Raw genomic sequence first — 20,743 nt, 5'->3', positions numbered from 1 at the left:
TCGGCCGGTGGGAGGATCCGATGAACGACGAGAGTTTCCATGCCCGGCGCGCGCCGAGCCGCCGAAGCGTGCTGCGGGCGATGGCCGCCGGTGCCGGGGCGGCGGCCGGCTCGGCCCTGACCGGCGGCCGGGCGTCCGCGGCGCCCCCGGGTCAACTGGACGTGGCGACCCTGCGCCCGGCCGACCTGACGTTCTCGCCTGCCGCGAAGATGGCGCCGTACTCGATCGTCTCGCCGAACCTGCGGCAGCTCGACGACCACTTCCGTCGGGACGAGCGCCGCTACCAGATGCTGCAACCGGACCCGGACCTGGCCGCGGCATCGGTGCGGATCGGCGATGGCTCCCTGACGGCCGGCGCGGACACCGCCTTCTTCACCCTGCTCCGTTCCGACACCGGACAGCGGGCGCCCTACACCGGTGTGATCGCCGACGTCCGCTCGCTGTCGGGCAGCACCGATCACGACACCGTGCTGGCCGGGCTCGCACGTGACGCGGGCGACTACATCATGGGCTGGTACGACCACGCGTCCGGCGAGGCGGGCCTCGACGTCTCCGCGAACGGAACGGTGCGGACGTTCGGTCGGGTGAAGGTGAAACTCGCCCCACCGTTCCGGCTGGCGTTCACCATGACCGGCCCCGGCAGCAACGTTCTCGCCGACGAGGGCAGCGGCTGGCGGGTGCTCACCGGAGCGGTCACCGCCGACGCGCTCGACCTGCGGGGAATCGGCCCTAGCATCGCGAACACCACCTTCGACACCGCCCCCAAGGTGCCGGCCGGCGGGACGCTGGGCCAGCTGTTCACCGTCGACCGGCCCTTCACCGGCGTCGGCGGCATGTTCCCCACCTACCAGACCACCGACTCGTCGGTCACGCTGTCGCTGTACCGGGACGGTCCCGACGGCGCCCTGATCACCCGGCGCCGGCTGACCGGGATCCCGGACAACGCCTGGCAGTTCCTCACCGCCGACACCCCGCTTCCGCCCGGTACCTACTACCTGGAGCAGTCCGAGCCGGACGGCCCCGTCGCATGGTGGAGCAGCAGCACCGATGCGATCTCGTGGGGCCGGGCGTACCGGAACGGCGCCCCCGCCGAAGGGGACCGCACGATCCGGGTGCGGTTCCCCGCGGCGGAGACCGCGGCGGAGTTGCTGGCGGCCTACCGCAACACGATCGGCGTGCGGGCGGACCGCGGCACGATCACCCTCGGCCGGGTGGAGGCCGGCTACTTCGGGCAGGCCGGCATCCGGGACCCGGTCATCGTGTCCGCCCCGGACGGCGCCCCCTACATCCGGGGCGGCAAGCTCTACTTCACGCTCACCAACAGCGGGCTCGCCGGCGGCATCCCGGCCGCGCACATGGGCGTGTTCCGGATGGACCTCGCCGACTACCGGAACCTGGAGGAGGTCGGCAAGATCTTCGTCGCACGTGACCAGGAGGTGCTCGGCGACCATGCGGGACGCGTCATCCACGACCCGGCCGAGGGATCCCGCGTCATGGCGGTCACGTTCGGCGACTACGACATCTTCAACGAGGGGGTGACCGGCTACGCGGCCGCACGCTCGGACGTGCTGCACGGCGTCCACATCGTCCCGTCCCGCCCTGTGGCACGAGGCATCGACCCATACCCGGTCCGCATCGACGGCACCTGGTGGCTCGCCGTGTCCGACGGCGGCCGTACCACCGCCTACCGTTTCACCGACGACGCGTTCGCCGAACCGGTGCCGGTCGGCGCCAACGACAACGGCGGGGTGTACTACGAGGGAACGAAGGTATGCCGGATCGGCACCCGTTGGTACATCCTGACCAGTAGCGGAACCGACTATCGCGTGTACGGCCTCGACACCCGGCTCGTCGGGACCCTCGACGCCCCGCACCCGAGCGGCTGGATCCCGCACCCCATGGTGTTGCCGGTGCCGCTGCCGGGGAACCGCACGCGGTTCATCCAGCTGTCGATGGACGGTGACGGCGATCCGGTCTCCGGCCTGTTCGGCCACTTCCTGGTCAACGTGTCCGACCAGATCGTCCGGGGCCGCGAATACCCTGCCCGTTGACTCCTTCGGCTCGCACGCCTTCACTCAGTCGGTGATCTTGATCGGGATCGTCGAGGTGATTCCGTGCAAGTACCGCACAGTGATGTTCGCGCCGACCCGCTCATCGGGGGACCGCGCCTACACCGGGTGGGCGCGGTAGCAGTGGCCGGCCAGCAGGTCGATCTCGATGCGATCGGCGCCCTCCCCGCGCACGGTGACGCGCCCGCCGGTGGTGTCGACCACCTCGAACCGGCCGGAGAACATCGGGCTCTGCAGCTTCACGGACCTGCCATGGGCGGCCGAGAAGCAGAACTCCGTCGCCCGGCCATCGTGCCAGGACGCGTCGATGCTGAGCCCGCCACGGGCCCGCAGGCCCCGGAACCGGCCACTGGGCCACGCCGCGGGCAGCGCGGGCAGCAGGCGGATCCTTCCGGCGTGGCTCTGCAGCAGCATCTCGGTGACACCGGACACCGCCCCTAAGTTGCCGTCGATCTGGAACGGCGGGTGCAGGTCGAACAGGTTGGGCGCCGTGTGGTCGGGCGTCAGCAAGCCGGCCAGCAGCCGGTAGGCGTGCTCGCCGTCGAGCAGCCTCGCCCAGAGGTTGATCTTCCACGCCAGCGACCATCCGGTCCCGTCGTCGCCGCGCATCTCCAGCGAGGTGCGCGCGGCCTTCCACAGGTCCGGCGTCCCTCCGGGGGTGATCTGGTCGCTGGGAAACAGCGCGTAGAGGTGGGAGACATGCCGGTTGTGCAGATCGGCGGAGGCGTCCCAGTCCTCCAGCCATTCCTGGAGCTGGCCCAAGTGGCCGATCTGCAGCGGAGCCAGGCGCGCGCGAGCGGCCTCGACCTGGTCGCGGAAGGCCGCGTCCACCTGCAAGATCTCGGAGGCCTGGACGCAGGCGTCGAACAGGTCGCGCAGCAGTTCCATGTCTAGCGTAGGGCCCGCGCAGATGTAGGCGCCTTCGGCGGCGTGGTGCGCGACCTCGGGGGACACCGACGGATTGGTGACCAGCCAGTTGTGCGTCGGTTCGGTGACCAGCGTGTCCAGGAAGAACTGGGCGGCGCCCTTCATGAGCGGATAGTGCCTTCCCAGCGCCTCCTTGTCTCCGGTGAACTCGTAGTGGTCCCACAGGCTCCGGCACAACCAGGCTCCACCGCTCGGCCACATTCCGGAAAGGGAGAAGTCGACCGGTGCGGTGCCCCGCCAGCCATCGGTGTTGTGGTGACAGACCCAGCCGTCGGCGCCGTACTGCGTCCGTGCGGTCCGGGCGCCGGTCACCGACAGGTCTGAGATCAGGTCGAACAGCGGCTCGTAGCACTCGATCAGGTTGGCCGGTGCGGTCGGCCAGTGTTCATCTCGAGGTTGATGTTGGCGGTGAACTTGGAGTCCCACGGCGGACTCATCGAGTCATTCCACAGGCCCTGCAGATTCGCCGGCTGGCCACCGCCCGGCCGGGACGAGGCGATGAGCAGGTACCGCCCGAACTGGTAAGTGCAGGGCGACCAGCGCCGGATCGTTGCCGGACGCGAAACCCGCGACCCGCTGATCGGTAGGCAGCACCGCGGCGTCCAAGGTGCCGAGATCGAGCTCCACCCGGCGGAACAGGTGCTGGTGATCGGTGACGTGATCTCCGCGCAACCCGTCGTACGGCCGCGCGGTGGCGGCCGCGAGGTGACCACCGGCCTGAGCTGCCGGGTCGCCGCTCAGGTCGTGGTAGTTGCGATAGCTGGTGCCGATCGACACGAGCAGGGTGACCGTGGTCGCGCCCTGGACGCGGAGGGCACCGCCGTCCGTCGTCACGTGGCCGTTCTCGTTGATGGCGCGGACCAGGGCGCGGAACCGGACGCCGCCCTCGATGCCTTTCGCGGTGCCGCTGACACCGTCGAGCGCGATCGTACGGTCGTCGATCGCGCTGCTGCCGGACTGCTGCGGGCTGTCGAAGGCGGCGGTGAACGACAGCGCCCCCGAACGGTCGGTGCCCAGCCTGATGACGATGACCTGGTCGGGAGCGCTGGCGAAGATCTCTCGAGTGTGGCGCACGCCGTCGCGCGCATACGTGGTGCGGGCGATGGCGGTCTCGAGATCGAGTTCGCGGCGGTAGCGGCTCACGTCGCCCGAGAACGGGAAGGTGAGGGTGAGGTTCCCAACCGGCTGGTAGGGCATCTGGCCCGCCGGAAGCCCGATGAAGCGCTGATCGACCAGTTGCTGGGCCTGCGACCACTGCCCGCCGAACACCAGCCTGCGGATCTCCGGCAGCGCGGCAAGACCGTCGGGGTTGTCGTAGACAAGGGGCCGGCCTGCCCACACACTGTGCTCGTCGAGCTGGAGGGTCTCTTTATCGGTGCCGCCGAACGCCATCGCGCCCAGCCGTCCGTTCCCGATCGGCAGCGCTTCCAGCCACTGCGCCGCGGGCTGCTCGTACCAGAGCTTGAGCGCGTCATCGGCCGCCCTTGGACCTCCCAGCGGCAGGGACGCTTGAACGGCCCCAGCGTCCGGGAAGCTCATCGCGGCCTACCCGGCGGTCACGCCCGCGCTGATCTTGAGTAGGTCGCGTCGGCTGAGTTCGGACATCTCCATGATTCGGTTCGCACCTCCCGCACCGGCGGGCGTCGGGCATCATCGGGTTGCTTGACCACGCGGATCACCGGTCCAGCAGGCATGGCACGGTGGCGGCAAAGCGGGCTCAGCCTGCCCCATAGCCGAGCAGCGACTCCCGCCTGCTCCCTTCGCAGTCCGCGGAGGTGCTGACGAAGTGGTCGACTCCGGAGAAACAGCGGTACAACGGCACCGTCACACCAGACGACGGGCTCGCCGCGGCGTATCCGTCCAGGCCGAGCTGACGCTGGCCCTCGCAGGCCGGGTCGGGGGAAAGGAAGTAGTCGGTCGAACCGGATTTGCAGGCGTACAAGGCGCGACCAGCCTGCGGCTGTGGGGCCTCGTACAGCGAGGCAAGCCGCGCCTCCGCCCGGAATGTGCTTGTAGCCACCCAACCGGTGCTGACCACGTGCGTGTGCAGCGCGGCGCTGTAGTACCGCACCAGCGGAAGTTCTGGGTGGCCCGGACGCCAGGTGATGGCCTTGAGGTCCCATTGGTTTGGATCGGCACTGGTTCCGGCCTGGGCGGGGGAGGCATCGGGCGCGGTGCGCGGGTTGCTGGCGCCGTAGTACATCGTGACGTTCGGGTAGTCGCCGGTGTTGATGTTGCCGTAGCCGTCTCGGACCATCGACGGGATGAAATTAAGCTCGTAACCGGTACGGTCGGTGTCGACCGTGGTCAGCTGGGTCCAGGTGCCGCCGCTGGTGAAGCCCGCGGCGGGGATGCGGTACAGGGTGTAGGAGTAGGCCTCCCGCTCTGCCACGCCCCCGGTGGTGGCCTTCGCGCGGAGATCGATCTCCATGGCCGTGTACCAGAAGCCGGTCTGCGAGTCGTAGGCGAAGGTGCCGTTGCTCGGGTACGGCCAGCCGTTCTCACTGACCTGGCCACGGGCGCCGAAGTGCACGCCGTCTGAGGAGGTGACGCGGTAGTAGTGCCCGGCGGTGGTGTCCCAGAACACCAGGTGGATGCCGGCTCGGCCGTCGCCGTTGTAGGGGGTCGGCTGGGCGACGCCGTAGGCGCCGGGCGCAGGGTTGGCGGCGGTAATGACGGGGGTCGGGTCCTTCTTCCAGGTGATTCCGTCATTGGAGAAGGCGACACCGATCGAGTTGGCGCTCCCGTCGCCTTGCGCGGTGCCCACGTAGTACATCGCGAGGGTGTAGGTGACACCATCGCCGAGTGGGTTGTTGAACACGCCGCCCACCACGCCCGGGTTGCAGGTGAAGACCTGGTCCCAGGCCCCGGCGGTGGGGCCGAGCACCGTGACCGGATCGCTCTGCGCGCCGGTGCGGGTGTCATGGGTGGCGTAGAGGATCGTGTCGGTCTGCTGGCCAGGGGGATTGGGGTTGGCATTCTGGCCGCACCACCAGATGCGCTGGACCGATCCCTGCTGGATCACTGTCGGCGTGTAGTCGTACGCATTGGCGCCGTTGTCGAGGTGGGAGACCGTGATGCCGGTGTCCGAGGTGTCCGCATGCGTGACGGCGCCGGGCACGACCACGGCGATGGCGAGCAAGGCCAGCAGTGCCAGCCCGGAACGGGCACCGATCAGACGTCTGGGCGGGCGCATGTCCATCTTCTCTCTCGGGGGCGGGGGTTCGTGGGAGAACCCGATCGAGGTGAACGGTGCTCCCTTCATAAGCCGCAGACTGAATGGGTTCAAGGCGAATGTCCGTTCTCGGACACCGTCGTGAGTGCTCTATCGCCCGTGTACAGCCACCTTCGATGTCGACACCGCTGGCGCATACGCTCCCACTCGGGCGGGCGCTGAGTGAAACATTTCAGCCGCCTGGTCCACGTGGTCGCGTGAGCGCTGCTCGGGTCGGTCGACCCGCTCGGGCGGGTTCCGGTCCCTCCTCCGCGGGGACTCAGATCAGGCCGTGCCGGACGGCCCAGATGGCGACCTGGATTCCGGCCTGAACGTCAAGGCGGTCGCAGATTCTGCGCATCCGTCGTCGGATCGTGCGCTCGGAGACGTCCATCCGCCGCGCGATGGCGTCGATGGGCAGACCTTCGGCGAACAGTGCGATCATCCGCAACTCGTCCGGATTCATCAGGGACGCCGCGGCGGGGTGCCGGGAGCAGTCGCACGGCCGCCGGATTCCCGTCACGGGCCGCCGTCGGCCCTGGCCGCTCGTTCGCTGCGATACGAAGTGCTCACCCATCGTGGAATCCACCCTGGGCATCGCGCGGATGCCCGCACCGAGAAGCGATCGTTGAGGCATCCTAGTTGAGCCGTTTCAATAGAGGAACGGAGTCACGGAGCCGTCGTCCCTCGTAAATCACGCCTTCTACGTGGCTGATCAAAAGAGTGTTATTGAATCCTTTCACCCACCATGACGCCGACGCTGGTCGGCCGGGTAGTGCGCGTGACCCGGCCCGTGTCCGACCGGCACGCGCGGGTGGCCGAGCTGTTCCCGCTGATCCGGAAGACCCGGGGTCGCGGTCACGCCCGCGATCCGTTCCGGCCGCTCATGATGCGCGCGATCAGGTCCGGGTCGGCCTTGGGTTTGCGGTCCTCGGTGAGCAGTCCATTGCGTTACTGGGCGGTGTCGGGTGAGCTGGGCATAGCGGACCCGGCCAGGCCATCGGCAGCATGCACGGTGGTGAGCAGCGCCTCGAGCCGTTCAGGGAGCTGCTCGGGCGTGCTGATGGTCCTTGTAGCCGGCCCAGGCGGCGGGACGGCCGGGTGCGTGGGCGACGCCTCCGAACCCGCTGAGCAGAACCGGCACGGTGGGCGGGTGGCGTCGAGGGCGGATTCCCAGCAGGTCGCCAGACACGTACTCACACCGTCGCTTTCGAGCACGTGCCGCGCCGGATCCAGGGTCTTGAGCAGGTGGTACAAGGTGTGCGGCGTTGCGTTGCGCGGCGGAATGCGCGACGTGCGGGACGCCCCAGCTCTCGTTGAAGGCCACCCATACCGCCACGCACGGATGGCCTGCGTCGGTTCAACGATCTCAATCCACTCGCGGGTGGTGCGCGCGAGCGAACGGCCGGTGAAGGAGTAAACCGGAGGCCGCGTCGGCGAAAGACCAGCGGGTCTTCCGGTGGCGTGCCGGCCCGGCTCTCATCTGCTGAATCCCGCGGTCAACCCGCTCAGCAACTGGCGGCGGCCCATCGCGTACAGAACGAGAATCGGCAGCGTCGACAGGACGACCGCCACCAGGATCGCCGGCACGTTGACGTCGTACTGGCTCTGGAACGTCCACAACGCCAGCGGCAGCGTGCGCTGGGCGGGGCTCTGGGTGAGGATCAGTGGCAGCAGGAATCCGTTCCAGACCGTGAGTCCGTTGTAGACGGCCACGGTGACCATGGCCGGCCGGGTCAGGGGGAACGCCAGGCTCCACAGGATGCGCCACTCGGTGGCGCCGTCCACCCGCATCGACTCGAAGAGAGCGCGGGGGATGTCGCTGATGAAGCTGGACAGGACCAGGACCGACAGCGGGATGGCGAAGGCGATCGACGGCAGGATGATCGCCAGCAGAGTGTCGTAGAGGTGCAGCCGGATGATGAGGAGGTAGATGGGGATGACCGTCGCCTGCAGCGGGATCGCCAGGCCGGCCAGGAACAGCGTGTTGACCGACCGCAGGAACAGCCCCCGGCCGCCTCGCACGATGGCGTAGCCCGCCATGAAGGAGACCAGGACGGCCGGCACGACCGTGCCCAGGGCGACGATGACGCTGTTGAGGAAGTAGCGGGGGAACTGCGATCTGAGGACGAGCCGGTAGTTCTCCAGGGTGGCGTGGTCGGGCGGCGCCAGCGGGTTGGTGTCGAAAAAGGTGCTCTGTGTCTTGAAGCTGGTGATGACGACCCAGTAAATGGGGAGCACGACGACGGCGAGCCAGAGCCATCCGGCCGCACCACCCAGCCAGTTCGGCCGATCGTGACCGCGCCGGGCGGGCCGTCGCCGTGTCCGCACGTGCGCTCCCTCCCTGGGACGGGTGGCCTGTTTCGTCACCATGTCATGCCCCTTCCAGCAGGCTGGTGCGCGCGCCGCGGCCGCCCAGCCGCCGCAGGAGCAGAGCCAGCGCGAGGCCGACGAGCACCAGGATGACCGCGATCGCGCTCGCCGGTCCCATCAGGTCGGCCTGGAAACCGCGCTTGTACATGTCGAGCGCGAGCACGCGGGTGGCATCGCCCGGGCCGCCCTCGGTGAGCACGAAGATGAGGTCGAAGAACGTCAGCGACCCGACGACCATCAGCGTCGACGACGTGATGATCGTGTACTTCAGTTGCGGCAGGGTGATGCTGAAGAACTGCCGTAGCCGGCCTGCCCCGTCGATCTGCGCCGCCTCGTACATCGAGACCGGTATCTGCCGCACCCCGGCCTGGTAGATGAGCGAGTGGAACGGGATGAACTGCCACGACACCACGAAGATGACAACACCGAAGGCCAGGTTGCTCCGGCCCAGCCAGTCCTGTGCCAGCAGCGGGATGCCCAGCCCCGGACCGACACCGAAATTGGGGTCCAGCAGCGCCTTGTAGACGATGGCGATGGCCGCCGAGCTCAGCAGGAGCGGGAGGAAGTACAGCACCGCCAGGAACCCGCGGTAGCGCTGGCGGCCTGCCAGGAACACACCGATGAGGACGCTCAGCGGCGTCTGTACCGCCCACGACATCGCCATGACCAGGAAGGTCACCCACAGGGCGTGCGGCAGTCCGGGGTCGGTGAGGACGGCGCGCCAGCTGGACAGGCCGGCCATGTGGATCGCCCCGATCCCGTCCCACGAGGTGAAGCTGAGCAGCAGCACCCCGAGCAGCGGGACGACGGCGAACACGACGAAGACCGCAAGCGCGGGCAGCGCCATCCAGGCCACCGACCGGCCCTGCCCGGCACGGGAACGGGCGGAGGACGTGCTGCGCGCGGCGTGCGGAGCGACCGTGGTCATTGCCCGATGGCCCGGTTCATGTTCGAGGCGAACTGCTGGGGCGAGATCGACAGCTGGAAGAGCCTGGCGATGTTGTCCAGCAGCTTCTCGGCGGCCGCGGGGCTCAGCACCTGGTCCCAGGACTGCACGAAGGTCTTGGCGTTGCTGCTGGTGTCGTAGACGAACTTCAGGAAACCGGGGTCCTTGGAGGAGGCGAACTGGCTCTGGATGCCCTTCACGATCGGCACCGATCCGTTGCCGATCCACTCCTTGACCTCCGCGTCGGAGAGCACCGCGGTGGCGAAGAACTTCTTGGCGATGTCCTTCTGCGCGGCGGTGGCCTTCGACGAGACCGACAGGTACTGGGCGGGGTTGCCGATCGCGACGCTCAGGTCGCCCTTGCCGCCCTCGACGGCCGGGAACCTCATGTAGCCGAGATGGCCGCCGGAGACGAAGTCGCCTCCGTCGGTGGCCATGCTCGCGTGGGTCCACGAGCCGTGCAGCATCATCGCGGCCTTGCCGGTGTACAGCAGGGCCTGGTCGGCGTTGGTGTCGGCGGTGATGGAGGAGAAGCCCTTGACGAAGCCGTGGGCCTTGACCAGCTCCTGCACCTTGGTGAGTGCCTCGATGGCGGCCGGGTGCGACCAGGCGTTCCTGGTGCCGTCGAGGACCCCTTGGAACACCTCGCTGCCACCGATGCGGTCGAAGAGGTACTCGACCCACATCATGTTGGTCCACCGCGACTGACCGCCCAGCGAGAACGGCGCGATGTTCCGGGCGTTGAACCTGGGTACCAGGTTCATGATGTCGCCCCAGGACTGCGGGGGCTGGGCACCGATCTTCTCGAAGGTCTTCTTGTTGTAGTAGAGCACGACGGGCTGGACCTGCTCGGCGGGCATCGCGTAGATCTTGCCGCCGACCGTCGCGGCGGCGAAGGCGGAGTCCAGCAGGCGGTTCTTGACGGCGGGGTTCTGGGCGAACCAGGAGGTGAGGTCCTCGACCTGACCGGCCTGTACCCAGCTCTTCAGCCCGCCGCCGCCCCAGCCCCAGATGATGGTCGGGGCCTGCCCGGCGCCGATGGCCGTCTTGATCTTCGTCTTGTAGGCGTCGTTCTCGAACGTCGTGCCCTTGATCTGGGTCTTGGGATTGGCCTTGTTGAAGCGCTCCAGGGTGTGTGTGCGGACGCCCTCGTCGGGTTGGCCGCTGAGGTACCAGTAGCTGGCCGCGCCGGGACCACCGCCCGTGCCTTTCGGGCCGGAGCTGCCGCAGCCGGAGAGCACCGCCCCGGCGGTCGCGCCCGCGGCCAGGTTGAGGAAGTTCCGTCGAGACATCGTGGTGCGATCCACGCTGACCTCCCGCACTCGGGGAGCCGCGGCGGTTCCCGCGGCGAGTCGATCGTCTGAAACAGATGGCCGACCGCGTGCCCGGGCGGTCTCGCGTCTGGCTGCACGATTTTCGGCCGATGTTTCGCAAGTTCACGAAGAATTGTCGGCCAACGTAGAAGTGCGAAGGTGCCGTGTCAAGGGGTTGCGGTGTTCCCAGGCGTTGGGTCAGGGTAAGAGCCGCAACGCTGCCTGGCAGCTCCTGGGTGGAGGCAGAGCCGACGCGTTCAAGCTCGACTCGAAACAACTGGCGATCGGGTCGCGAAAATTTCGTGCAGTTTTCGTAGGGAGGCCCTCTGTGGCGACACTTGACCAGAACCCCTCAGCGAGACCGGAAACGCCGCCGTGGCAGGACACGGCGCTTCCGATCTCCGACAGAGTCGAAGTCCTTCTGCGGCAGATGACCCTTGAGGAGAAGGTGGCCCAGCTCGGCAGCCGGTGGGTTCGCAACCAGATGCAGGACGCCGACGCCGTTACCGAGGACGCCACCGGGACCGGGCGAGACGCCAACGTTGCGCCGATGCAGGACATCTTCGCGGCATCAGGCGCGGTCCCGCTGGAGGATGCGAGCCGCCACGGGCTCGGCCACCTCACTCGGGTCTACGGCGGCGTTCCGGTCACTGTCACCGGGGGCGCCGCGGAGCTGGTCCGGCAGCAGCGGATCGTCCTGGAGGGCTCGCGTCTGCCCATCCCGGCCATCGTGCACGAGGAATGCCTCACCGGCTTCACCACCTATGGCGCGACGGTGTATCCGGCGGCGATCGCCTGGGGGGCGACGTTCGACCCCGACCTGATCGAGCGGATGGCCGCCGCGATCGGACGGGACATGGCCGCGGTGGGCGTGCACCAGGGCCTGTCGCCGGTACTGGACGTGGTGCGTGACTACCGCTGGGGTCGCGTCGAGGAGACCATGGGCGAGGACCCCTACCTGGTCTCGATGCTCGGTGCGGCCTATGTCCAGGGCCTGCAGAGCGCAGGAGTGATCGCCACCCTGAAGCACTTCGCCGGGTACTCCGCCTCACGGGCGGCGCGCAACCACGGGCCCGTGTCGATGGGCAGGCGCGAGCTGATGGACATCGTGCTGCCGCCGTTCGAGACGGCCGTGCGGGTCGCCGGTGCCGACTCGGTGATGAACTCCTATGCCGACGTGGACGGGGTGCCCGCGGTCGCGGACTCCTGGCTGCTCACCGAGTTGCTGCGGGAAGAGTGGGGGTTCACCGGGACGGTCGTGTCCGACTACTGGGCCGTACCCTTCCTGGCGACCATGCACGGCACCGCAGCCGACCTCGACGCCGCCGCCGCCCAGGCCCTCGCCGCGGGCGTCGACGTGGAGCTTCCCGACACCCTCGGGTACGGTTCCGGGCTGGTGGAGAGGGTGCGGCGCGGTGAGGTGCCTGAGGACCTCGTCGACAGGGCCGCCCGGCGCCTGCTCACCCAGAAGGCGCGACTCGGGCTGCTCGATCCGGACTGGACGCCGGAGCGTTCGGTGGCCGGCGCGGCGAGCACCGACCTCGACTCTCCCGCCAACCGTGCTCTTGCCCTGGAGGTGGCAGAGCGGTCCGTAATCCTTCTCGACGCCGGTTCGGCGCTGCCGCTGGCCGGACCAGACCGTCCCGCTCTCGGCCGCCTGGCCGTCATCGGGCCCTGTGCAGCGGACCCGAGGACGTTCATGGGCTGCTATTCCTTCCCCAACCACGTCCTGCCGCACTTCCCCGGCCGTGGCCTCGGCATCGAGGTGCGGACCGCCAGCGACGCCCTGCGCGCGGAGCTGCCGGATACGGAGATCGTCTACGAGCAGGGCTGCCAGGTGCGCGGCGCAGACCGGTCCGGCTTCGCAGCGGCCGTGGCCACGGCCCGGTCGGCCGACCTGTGCGTGGCCTTCGTCGGCGACCTCGCGGGCCTGTTCGGACAGGGCTCATCGGGCGAGGGCTGCGACGCCGAAGACCTCCGGCTGCCCGGGGTCCAGGAGGATCTGCTCACCGAGCTGCTGGGAACAGGAACGCCGGTGGTGGTCGTCGTCGTGACCGGTCGCCCCTACGCGCTCGGGGGCGTGCACGCCCGGGCCGCCGGCCTGGTCCAGGCGTTCATGCCGGGGGAGGAGGGCGGTGCCGCGATCGCCGGCGTTCTCTCCGGCCGTGTCCAGCCGAGCGGCAAGCTTCCTGTACAGATCCCTCGGAACCCGGGAGGCCAGCCGGGGACCTATCTCCAACCGCGGCTCGGCGCCGGGAACACCGACATCAGCTCCCTCGACCCGACTCCGCTGTTCCCGTTCGGCCACGGGGCCTCCTACACCAGCTTCGAGGTGAACGATCTGTGGATCAGCGACACCGAGGTGCCCACCGACGGCGAGGTGACGATCTCCGTGCGGGTTCGGAACACCGGATCGAGGCCGGGCGAGGAGATCGTCCAGCTCTATCTGCGGGATGCCCTTGCCCAGGTCGTGAGGCCCGTACGGCAGCTGGCGGGTTTCACGCGGGTGCGGCTGGATCCCGGTGACGAGGTGCGAGTGCGGTTCCACCTGCACGCCGACCGGACCGCGTTCACCGGCCGGGATTTCACGCGTGTCGTCGAGCCAGGAGAGCTGGAGGTGCTCGCCGGGACCTCGGCGGCCGAGCTGCCCTGTCGCGGTACAGTTCGGCTGACCGGCCCGTTGCGCGTGGTGGGCTCCGACCGCCGGCTGGTCACACCGGTGGACGTCGTCCCGGCCCCCGTCAGTGCCGGCGCATAGGAGAGGGGTTCGTATGCCGCCGCCCAAGGACGAGCGTGCCACGCTGGCGACGGTCGCCGCCTCCGCGGGTGTCTCCGTGGCCACGGTGTCGAAGGTGGTGAACGGCCGGGCCGATGTGGGGCCGGAGACCCGGGCGCTCGTCGAGTCGTACCTCCAGCAGCACGCCTACGTTCGACGGCGGCCCCGGTCGGCCGGACGGTCCCCGGCGACAGCGAGGGTCGAGCTGATGTTCGCCGGTGACCTCAACGCCTACGCCACCGAAATCCTCCAGGGGGTTCTGGAATCCGGTGCACGGGCCGGGGTGGCGATCGCCGTCAGCATGCGTTCCGAGAGCGGGCGGGGCGGGGCGGAGCGCCCGCGCGAGTGGGCCCGCGATCTGGCTGCGGGCGGCCGCGAAGCGGTCATCGCCGTGGTGAGCGAGCTGACGAGCGCGGAACTCGCGGCTCTGGCGCGGGCGCGTCTGCCGCTCGTCGTCATCGATCCGCTCAATCTGCCCCCCATGCGTGTGACCAGTGTCGGGTCGACCAACTTTGCCGGCGGTATGGCCGCGACGCAGCACCTGCTCTCCCTCGGCCACCGTCGCATCGCCTACATAGGCGGACCGGCGACCGCAGGATGCAACCAGGCGCGGATGCACGGCTACCGCGCCGCCATGGAGGCGGTCGAGGCGCCGGCCCCCGACGACTATGTGCGAACGGGGCACTTCACATACCAGGACGGGATCGCCCATGGAGCCGGACTCCTCGACCTGGCGCAACCTCCGACAGCCGTGTTCGCCGGAAGCGACGAGACCGCCGCGGGAGTCATCGAGGCCGCCCGGGACCGCGGGCTGCGCATCCCTCAGGACCTGAGTGTGGTGGGGTTCGACGACACCGAGGTGGCCCGGCTCGCGTCGCCGCCGTTGACCACGGTGCGCCAGCCCCTTCGGGAGATGGGGGGTGTCGCGTTGCGGACCGCGCTGCGCCTGGCCGCCGGCGAGGAGCTCGAGTCCCGCCACGTCGAGCTCGCCACCGAGTTGGTCGTTCGGCGCTCGACCGCCCCTCCACCGTCCGGGCTCTGACGGTCTGGGGCTTCGCGGACTCACCACCGGGGCCCGGTGCCGCGAAGGGTCATCCGGCGGACACCATGGCGGAGATGATGCCCTCTTCGGTGATTCCGCGTCCGATCAGCTCGGTGATGACGGCGCCGTCACGAAGCACCACAACCCGGTCGCAGCTGTTGACCAGTTCCTCCAGGTCGGAGGAGATGAGCAGGATGGCCAGCCCGTTGACCGCCAGCTCGTCCAATAGGTCCGCGAGCTCGGCTTTGGCGCCGATGTCGACGCCGCGGGTGGGCTCGTCCAGCAGCAGCACCTTCGGGTGCGTGGCCAGCCAGCGGGCGAGCAGCACCTTCTGCTGGTTGCCGCCGGACAGCTCCCCGGCCTTCTGGTGCGGCGAGTGCGCCTTGATCTGCAGGCGCCGCATGAAGGTGTCCACCACCTGGTCGATCCGGGCGTTGGAGAGCACGCCGAAAGTGGACAGGCGCGGCAGAGCGGCGAGCGCGATGTTGTCCCGGACCGACAGTGTCGGGACGATGCCCTCAGCCGTCCGGTTCTCCGGTAGGAGGCCGACTCCTGCCCGGATGGCACCGGTGATCGACCGTTTCCGCAGCGGTGCTCCGGCCACCGTCACCTCCCCGGAGTCCAGGGGGAGCGCGCCGGCGATCGCCTTGGCGGTCTCGGTGCGGCCCGCTCCGAGGAGCCCCCCGAGCCCGACGACCTCGCCCTCACGCAGCTCGATCGACACATCGCTGAGCGCGTGCCGCCGGGTGAGCCCGATGGCGCGCAGGTACGGCGGGGCGGTGGGTGTTTCCGGAGGGCCGGCCGGGGCTGGGACGGCCAGCGTCGGCCGTCGGCCCAGCATGACCGAGATCAGGGTCCGCCGGTCGATCCGGTCCGCCGGCCCGGTGTGGGCGACCCGGCCCTCACGCAGGACCGTGATCCGGTCCGACAGCTCTTCCAGTTCGGGGAGGCGGTGACTTACGAGCAGCACCGAGCCGCCCTCGGCGCGGTAGGCGTCGATCGCGGCGAACAGCGACTCGATGTCCGTGGGCCCCATCGATGCGGTCGGTTCGTCCATGATGACGAGCTGGGCGCCGGCGATGATCGCGCGGGCGACCGCGACCAGCTTGCGCGCGCCGTCGTCCAGCGCTCCGAGCGGCCGGCGAACGTCGCTGTGGACCCCGAACGCCGGCAGGATCTCTGCGGCCCGTTCCTTCATCCGCGAGTGCTGAATCAGGCCGAGGCGGTTACGCGGCGCCCGGCCCAGGAACAGGTTGCGGGACAGGCTCAGCGAAGCGATCAGGTCGTCTTCCTGGTAGACGGCGCGAATCCCGGCCCGCTGGGCGTCGGACGGATCGGCGAACGTCATCTGCCGCCCGCCGCTGCGCAGCAGTCCGGCGTCGGGGGGGAAGACGCCCGACAGCACCTTGACCAGGGTGGACTTGCCGGATCCGTTCTCGCCGACCAGGGCATGGATCTCGCCGCGGGCGAGCGTGATGGAGACATGGTCGAGCGCGACCGTGCCCCCGAAGGACTTGACGATCCCGGCGGCGTCGAGCACCTTCTCCGTCACGACGCACCTCCCAGTGGGTCCGAGCCGGTCACCGCACCGGTAATACCACGACGGCGCCGTCGGTAACAGATGGCGGGCCGCTGCCGGGAGGCATGCCGGGGCCTATACGCGCGCGACGTGGACGCGGACGCCCCGCGAACTGAATTCATGGAGTTCCTCCGGTGAGGCGTCCTCCCCGGTGACCAGATGGTCGATGCGTTCGGGGGGAACGGTCTGCACCATGGCGTCCACTCCGATCTTGGTGTGGTCGGCGAGCACGACCACCTCCTCGGCGGCCGCCGCGAGCGCCTTGTCGATGCTGGCGACCTGGAGGTTGGGGGTGGACAGTCCGCGCTCCGCGGTCAGCCCGTTGCCGGAGATGAACGCCCTGCGGACGCGCAGTTCGGCGAGGGCGTGTTCGGCGGCGCTGCCGACCAGCGCCTGGATCGAGCCGCGCAGCGTGCCGCCCGTCAGGACGACCTCGATGCGCGGCGAGCCGCTCAGGGCCTGGGCCACCAGCAGCGAGTTGGTCACCACGGCCAGCTCGCCGTGGTTGGTCAGCCGCTGGGCCAGCGCCTGGGCCGTGGTCCCCGGCCCGATGACGATGGCATCGCCGTCTTGGACCAGCGCGGCGGCCAGGTCCGCAATGGCGGTCTTCTCGTCCCTGGCTACCTGTGACTTCTGCAGGTAGGTGGGTTCGCGCGACGACAGTTCTCCTGGCAGCGACGCCCCGCCGTGATGGCGTTCCAGCAGGCCGTCGGCCTCCAGCACGCGGACGTCGCGGCGCACGGTCACCTCGGAGGACTGAACGGCCTCCGCGAGCTCGCGCAGCGACAGCGTGCCGTTGGCCTGTAGCAGCTCGAGGATCCGCTTGCGGCGCTCGGCGCCGAAGACCGGTTTGCGGCTGTCGGACCCCAGGACGTCGCTCACGTCTCCCCAGCCCACGCGACGGCAACCGGACATGACCGATCATAGTCGGTCGTGTGCGCCCCCGGCCTCGGCCTCATCGCAACCGGTTGAGCCGGCTCAGATAGGTCTGCAGCACTACCACGACGGCGAGAAAGGCCCCGCTGACCACCTGCTGGTAGGAGGAGCTCAGGTCGCCGACCTGGTTGATGATGTTCTGGATCACGCCGAGCAGCAGGACACCGGCCACGGTGCCGCTGAGGTAGCCCACACCTCCGGTCAGCAGGGTTCCGCCGATCACCACCGCGGCGATCGCGTCCAGCTCCATCCCGGTGCCGAGGATCGTCACCCCGGACGACAACCGGGCCGCGTTCAGCGCCCCGGCGAGCCCGGCGAGCAGCCCGGACGCGGTGTAAACGATCATCTTCGTGCGGGCCACCCGGACGCCCATCAGCCCGGCCGCGTCCTCGGCCCCGCCGATCGCGTACACCGCCTGGCCGAACCCGGTGCGCTGCAGAACGACTCCACCGGCCAGGAAGAGCCCGGCCATGACGTACACCGGGTAGCCCAGGCCGAAGAACTCGCCCTGGCCCACCTTGGCCAGCACGGACCCGTGCGGGATGAGGTAGGTCTTGGCGCCCTCGTTCGAGATCGACAACAACAGGCCGCGAGCGCCGAGGAGGCCCGCCAGAGTGACGATGAAGGGCGCCATCCGAGCGCGAGCGATCAGCACCCCCTGCAGAAGGCCGATCCCGCCGCAGACCCCCAGAGCCAGGAGCAGCGCGGGCACCGACCCCCAGCGCGAACCGTAGGCGGCCAGCACGCCGCCGAGGGCGAACACCGAGCCGACCGACAGGTCGATGCCGCCCGAAATGATCACGAAGGTCATGCCCAGGGCGACGATCGCCAGGAACGCCGAGGTGATGGCGATGTTCCCGAGGTTCTGGTGCGTGGGGAAACTGTCGAACAGCAGCGATCCGGCCGTCACCAGCAGGACCAGGACGGCGGCCGCGCCGTGCCGCTGGATCAGCCCGGAGACGCGCTCGCGGCGGTCCGGACGGGCGGCCGAGATCGCCGCCTCAGGAGCACTTGCCACGGTCACGTTCATCGCCCGCCCCGTCCCCGGGCGGCGTACACCGCCACCAGGATGATCGCCGCCTGAACCATCTGTGCCATCGAGTCCGGCATGTCATGTTTGATCAATGTGGCCCGCACGAGCTGGATGAGCAGCGCCCCGGCGACGGTGCCGAGCACCCGGACCTGGCCGCCGCTCAGCGGCGTGCCGCCGACCACCACCGCGGTGATCGCGGAGAGCTCCATCAGCAGACCCAGCGAAGAGGGATCGCTGGCCTGCAGGCGGGCCGTCGCCAGCGTGCCGGCCACCGCCGCCAGGATCCCGGCGATGACGTACACCAGCAGAAGGATCCGCTTGACCGGCAGGCCGGCCAGCTCGCTGGCCGTCCGGTTGCCGCCGACGGCGACCACCCTCCGGCCGAACGTGGTGCGCCTTACCGTCGCCATCACCAGGACGGTGAGGACGGCCGCGATCAGGACCGGTACCGGGACACCGGCCACGCCGCCGGAGCCCAGTCCCAGGAGATCGGGGTTGCGGATGTCCTTGAGCCGCCCGCCCGCGATCACCAGTGCCAGCCCCCGCCCACCCACGAACAGCGCGAGCGTGGCGACGATCGGCTGCACACCGACGAACGCGACCAGCGATCCGTTGACGAGCCCGACGACGAGACCGCCGGCGAGCGCGGCCACGATGGCCGGTACCGCCCCGTACCCCAGGTACAGCGGCAGCAGCGCCGCCGCGAGCGCCATCACCGAGCCCACGGACAGGTCCACGCCCTCCGTCCCGATCACCAGAGCCATCCCCAGCGAGACGATGACCACCGGCGCCACCTGGATGAGCTGGGTGCGCAGGTTCTCGGTGCTCAAGAAGTGCGGGGTGATGACCGCGTTGACGGCCACCAGCAGCGCGATCGCGGCGTACACGCCGTAGTCCTGCAACCAGGCCAGGGCTCGGCCGCGATCGATGCTACGGGCCGCAGCGGCGGTGGCCTCAGCCATCGACTGCCTCCTCGGCTTCATGCTGTCCGGCGATGGCGCTCATCACGCCGTGCTCGGTGACCTCGTCGCCCCGCAGTTCTCCCACCACGGTGCCGTCCCGCAGCAGGGTCACCCGGTCCGACCCTTCGACCAGCTCCTCCAGATCGGAGGAGATGAGCAACACTCCCAGCCCCTCTTCGGCCAGCTCGTCGACCAGTGCTTGGACCTCGGCCTTGGCGCCGACATCGATGCCCCGGGTCGGCTCGTCCAGCAGCAGCACCTTCGGCTCTGTCGCCAGCCATCGGGCGAGCAGCACCTTCTGCTGGTTGCCGCCCGACAGTTCGGCGACGCGCTGGGTGGGGCCGGTCGCCTTGATGCGCAGCCGTTTCATGAACGTCTCGACGACGCGGTCGATCCGCGCCTCGGACACGACCCCGGCACGCGACAGCCGGGGCAGCGCGGCCAGTGCGATGTTCTCTCTGATCGACAACCCCGCGACGATGCCCTCGGCCTTGCGGTCCTCGGGGAGCATGGCGACGCCCGCCCGGACCGCGGCGGCGGGGGAGCCACGCCGGATCGGTGTTCCCGCCACGGTGATCCGGCCGTCGTCCAGCGGCAGGGCGCCGGCGATGGCCTTGGCCGTCTCGGTGCGGCCGGCGCCGAGCAGTCCGCCCAGGCCCACCACCTCGCCCGGCCGGATGCTCACCGACACTCCGTCCAGCACATGGCGGCGGCTGAGCCCCCGCGCCTCGACCACCGGCTGGACGCCGGCGGTATCGTGCGCCCCGGAGAACTTGGTCATCCCCTCGGCCTTCACCTCGGCCATGTCGCGTCCGAGCATCAGCGAGACCAGCTTCAACCGATCCAGTCCAGCGAGCGGCCCGCCGTGGACGACTCGGCCGTCCCGCAGAACGGTGACCCGGTCGCAGATCCGGTAGAGCTCGTCCAACCTGTGGCTGACGTAGATCACTGCGATGCCCTGCTCGCGGAGGCGCCCGATGACGTCGAACAGGGTGGCCACCTCCTTGGGCTCCAGCGAGGAGGTGGGCTCGTCCATCACCACGAGCCGGGCCTTGACCGAGACGGCCCGGGCCAGCGCGACCATCTGCTGCGCTCCGACCCCGAGCGACCGCAGCGGCCGCCGTACGTCGATGTCGACGCCGTAGGACTCGAGCGCCGCGGCGGCGGCCCGCCGCATGGCGCCATGGTCGATCAGCCCGAGCCTGGTACGCGGTTCCCGGCCCAGCAGCAGGTTGCGTGCCACGCTCATGGACGGCACCAGCCCGATCTCCTGGTGGATGGCCTGGACGCCGGCGTGCTGGGCGTCGACGGGAGAGGCGAACGCGGTGTCCCGGCCGGCGAACCGGAGCGTCCCGGCATCCGGCCTGTAGACCCCGGTCATCACCTTGATCAGGGTGGACTTTCCGGCGCCGTTCTCCCCTACGAGAGCGTGCACCTCGCCCGGCATCATTTCCACGAAGACGTTGTCAAGCGCCACCACGCCCGGGAAGCGCTTGACGACGCCGCGGACTTCCAGCAGAGGCTCGCTGTCGGTCACGTAACTCCTCTCGCACGGCCGTGCGGTTCCTCCGGT

At 69.6% G+C, this 20,743-nt stretch carries 16 protein-coding genes and 1 pseudogene; 3 read left to right on the top strand and 14 right to left on the bottom strand.

Translation table 11 applies throughout. The features are described 5' to 3' along the window. Positions 1–20 precede the first annotated feature (20 nt). Positions 21–2,051, top strand: coding sequence for a hypothetical protein (locus tag QP089_RS29845; protein ID WP_285915942.1), 2,031 nt, complete (start codon positions 21–23; stop codon positions 2,049–2,051). Positions 2,052–2,168: 117 nt separating this feature from the next. On the opposite strand, the gene QP089_RS49065 is transcribed toward QP089_RS29845, so the two are convergent. The 9 genes and pseudogenes from QP089_RS49065 to QP089_RS29810 form a co-directional block, all read right to left on the bottom strand. After that, positions 2,169–2,483 carry a glycoside hydrolase family 95-like protein gene (locus QP089_RS49065; protein ID WP_446474100.1) on the bottom strand — a complete coding sequence of 105 codons (315 nt, stop codon included), beginning with the start codon at positions 2,481–2,483 and terminating at the stop codon, positions 2,169–2,171. A gap of 54 nt (positions 2,484–2,537) precedes the next feature. Beyond that, a pseudogene (locus QP089_RS29840) lies at positions 2,538–3,496 on the bottom strand (glycosyl hydrolase family 95 catalytic domain-containing protein); the annotation flags it as partial. Beyond that, positions 3,438–4,535, bottom strand: a complete 1,098-nt coding sequence (locus QP089_RS29835; RefSeq protein ID WP_285915940.1) for a glycoside hydrolase family 95 protein — start codon at positions 4,533–4,535, stop codon at positions 3,438–3,440. The pseudogene QP089_RS29840 and the gene QP089_RS29835, both read right to left, overlap by 59 nt. A 6-nt stretch (positions 4,536–4,541) precedes the next feature. Beyond that, positions 4,542–4,601 (bottom strand): twin-arginine translocation signal domain-containing protein, encoded by a 60-nt coding sequence (locus QP089_RS48880; protein WP_353070645.1) that lies wholly within the window; start codon positions 4,599–4,601, stop codon positions 4,542–4,544. Positions 4,602–4,713: 112 nt separating this feature from the next. After that, positions 4,714–6,198, bottom strand: a complete 1,485-nt coding sequence (locus QP089_RS29830; RefSeq protein ID WP_285915938.1) for a glycoside hydrolase family protein — start codon at positions 6,196–6,198, stop codon at positions 4,714–4,716. Positions 6,199–6,490: 292 nt separating this feature from the next. After that, positions 6,491–6,676 (bottom strand): helix-turn-helix domain-containing protein, encoded by a 186-nt coding sequence (locus QP089_RS29825; RefSeq protein WP_285915936.1) that lies wholly within the window; start codon positions 6,674–6,676, stop codon positions 6,491–6,493. Positions 6,677–7,689: 1,013 nt separating this feature from the next. Then, positions 7,690–8,541 (bottom strand): carbohydrate ABC transporter permease, encoded by an 852-nt coding sequence (locus QP089_RS29820; protein ID WP_285915935.1) that lies wholly within the window; start codon positions 8,539–8,541, stop codon positions 7,690–7,692. A 43-nt stretch (positions 8,542–8,584) separates the two neighbouring features. Continuing rightward, complete coding sequence (locus QP089_RS29815) at positions 8,585–9,511, bottom strand: carbohydrate ABC transporter permease (protein WP_285915933.1); 927 nt, start codon at positions 9,509–9,511, stop codon at positions 8,585–8,587. Then, positions 9,508–10,821 carry a substrate-binding domain-containing protein gene (locus tag QP089_RS29810; RefSeq protein WP_285915932.1) on the bottom strand — a complete coding sequence of 438 codons (1,314 nt, stop codon included), beginning with the start codon at positions 10,819–10,821 and terminating at the stop codon, positions 9,508–9,510. Before QP089_RS29810 ends, QP089_RS29815 begins: the two co-directional genes overlap by 4 nt. A gap of 451 nt (positions 10,822–11,272) precedes the next feature. Between QP089_RS29810 and QP089_RS29805 the strand changes: the two genes are divergently transcribed. Together QP089_RS29805 and QP089_RS29800 are read left to right on the top strand one after the other, a co-directional pair. Continuing rightward, entirely contained in the window at positions 11,273–13,600 is a 2,328-nt protein-coding gene (locus QP089_RS29805) for a beta-glucosidase family protein (RefSeq protein ID WP_285915930.1), read from the top strand. Between the two features lie 13 nt (positions 13,601–13,613). Continuing rightward, positions 13,614–14,660: a LacI family DNA-binding transcriptional regulator gene (locus QP089_RS29800; RefSeq protein ID WP_285915928.1), complete on the top strand. Its 1,047-nt coding sequence runs from the start codon at positions 13,614–13,616 to the stop codon at positions 14,658–14,660. 49 nt (positions 14,661–14,709) lie between these two features. Here the strand turns inward: QP089_RS29800 and QP089_RS29795 are convergent, their stop codons facing one another. The 5 genes from QP089_RS29795 to QP089_RS29775 all read right to left on the bottom strand — a co-directional run bounded on the left by QP089_RS29795 (position 14,710) and on the right by QP089_RS29775 (position 20,707). Further along, complete coding sequence (locus QP089_RS29795) at positions 14,710–16,212, bottom strand: sugar ABC transporter ATP-binding protein (RefSeq protein ID WP_285915926.1); 1,503 nt, start codon at positions 16,210–16,212, stop codon at positions 14,710–14,712. A 102-nt stretch (positions 16,213–16,314) separates the two neighbouring features. Next, positions 16,315–17,121: a DeoR/GlpR family DNA-binding transcription regulator gene (locus QP089_RS29790; RefSeq protein ID WP_446474097.1), complete on the bottom strand. Its 807-nt coding sequence runs from the start codon at positions 17,119–17,121 to the stop codon at positions 16,315–16,317. Between the two features lie 73 nt (positions 17,122–17,194). Further along, positions 17,195–18,205, bottom strand: a complete 1,011-nt coding sequence (locus QP089_RS29785; RefSeq protein WP_285915924.1) for an ABC transporter permease — start codon at positions 18,203–18,205, stop codon at positions 17,195–17,197. Continuing rightward, positions 18,202–19,170: an ABC transporter permease gene (locus QP089_RS29780; RefSeq protein ID WP_285915923.1), complete on the bottom strand. Its 969-nt coding sequence runs from the start codon at positions 19,168–19,170 to the stop codon at positions 18,202–18,204. The genes QP089_RS29785 and QP089_RS29780 overlap by 4 nt, the downstream gene beginning before the upstream one ends. Then, positions 19,163–20,707 carry a sugar ABC transporter ATP-binding protein gene (locus QP089_RS29775; protein ID WP_285915922.1) on the bottom strand — a complete coding sequence of 515 codons (1,545 nt, stop codon included), beginning with the start codon at positions 20,705–20,707 and terminating at the stop codon, positions 19,163–19,165. The genes QP089_RS29780 and QP089_RS29775 overlap by 8 nt, the downstream gene beginning before the upstream one ends. Between the last annotated feature and the right edge of the window lie 36 nt (positions 20,708–20,743).

It is taken from the genome of Actinomadura opuntiae (assembly GCF_030283205.1).
Lineage (GTDB): Bacteria > Actinomycetota > Actinomycetes > Streptosporangiales > Streptosporangiaceae > Spirillospora.
This window is presented reverse-complemented; position numbering and strand designations above follow the sequence as displayed.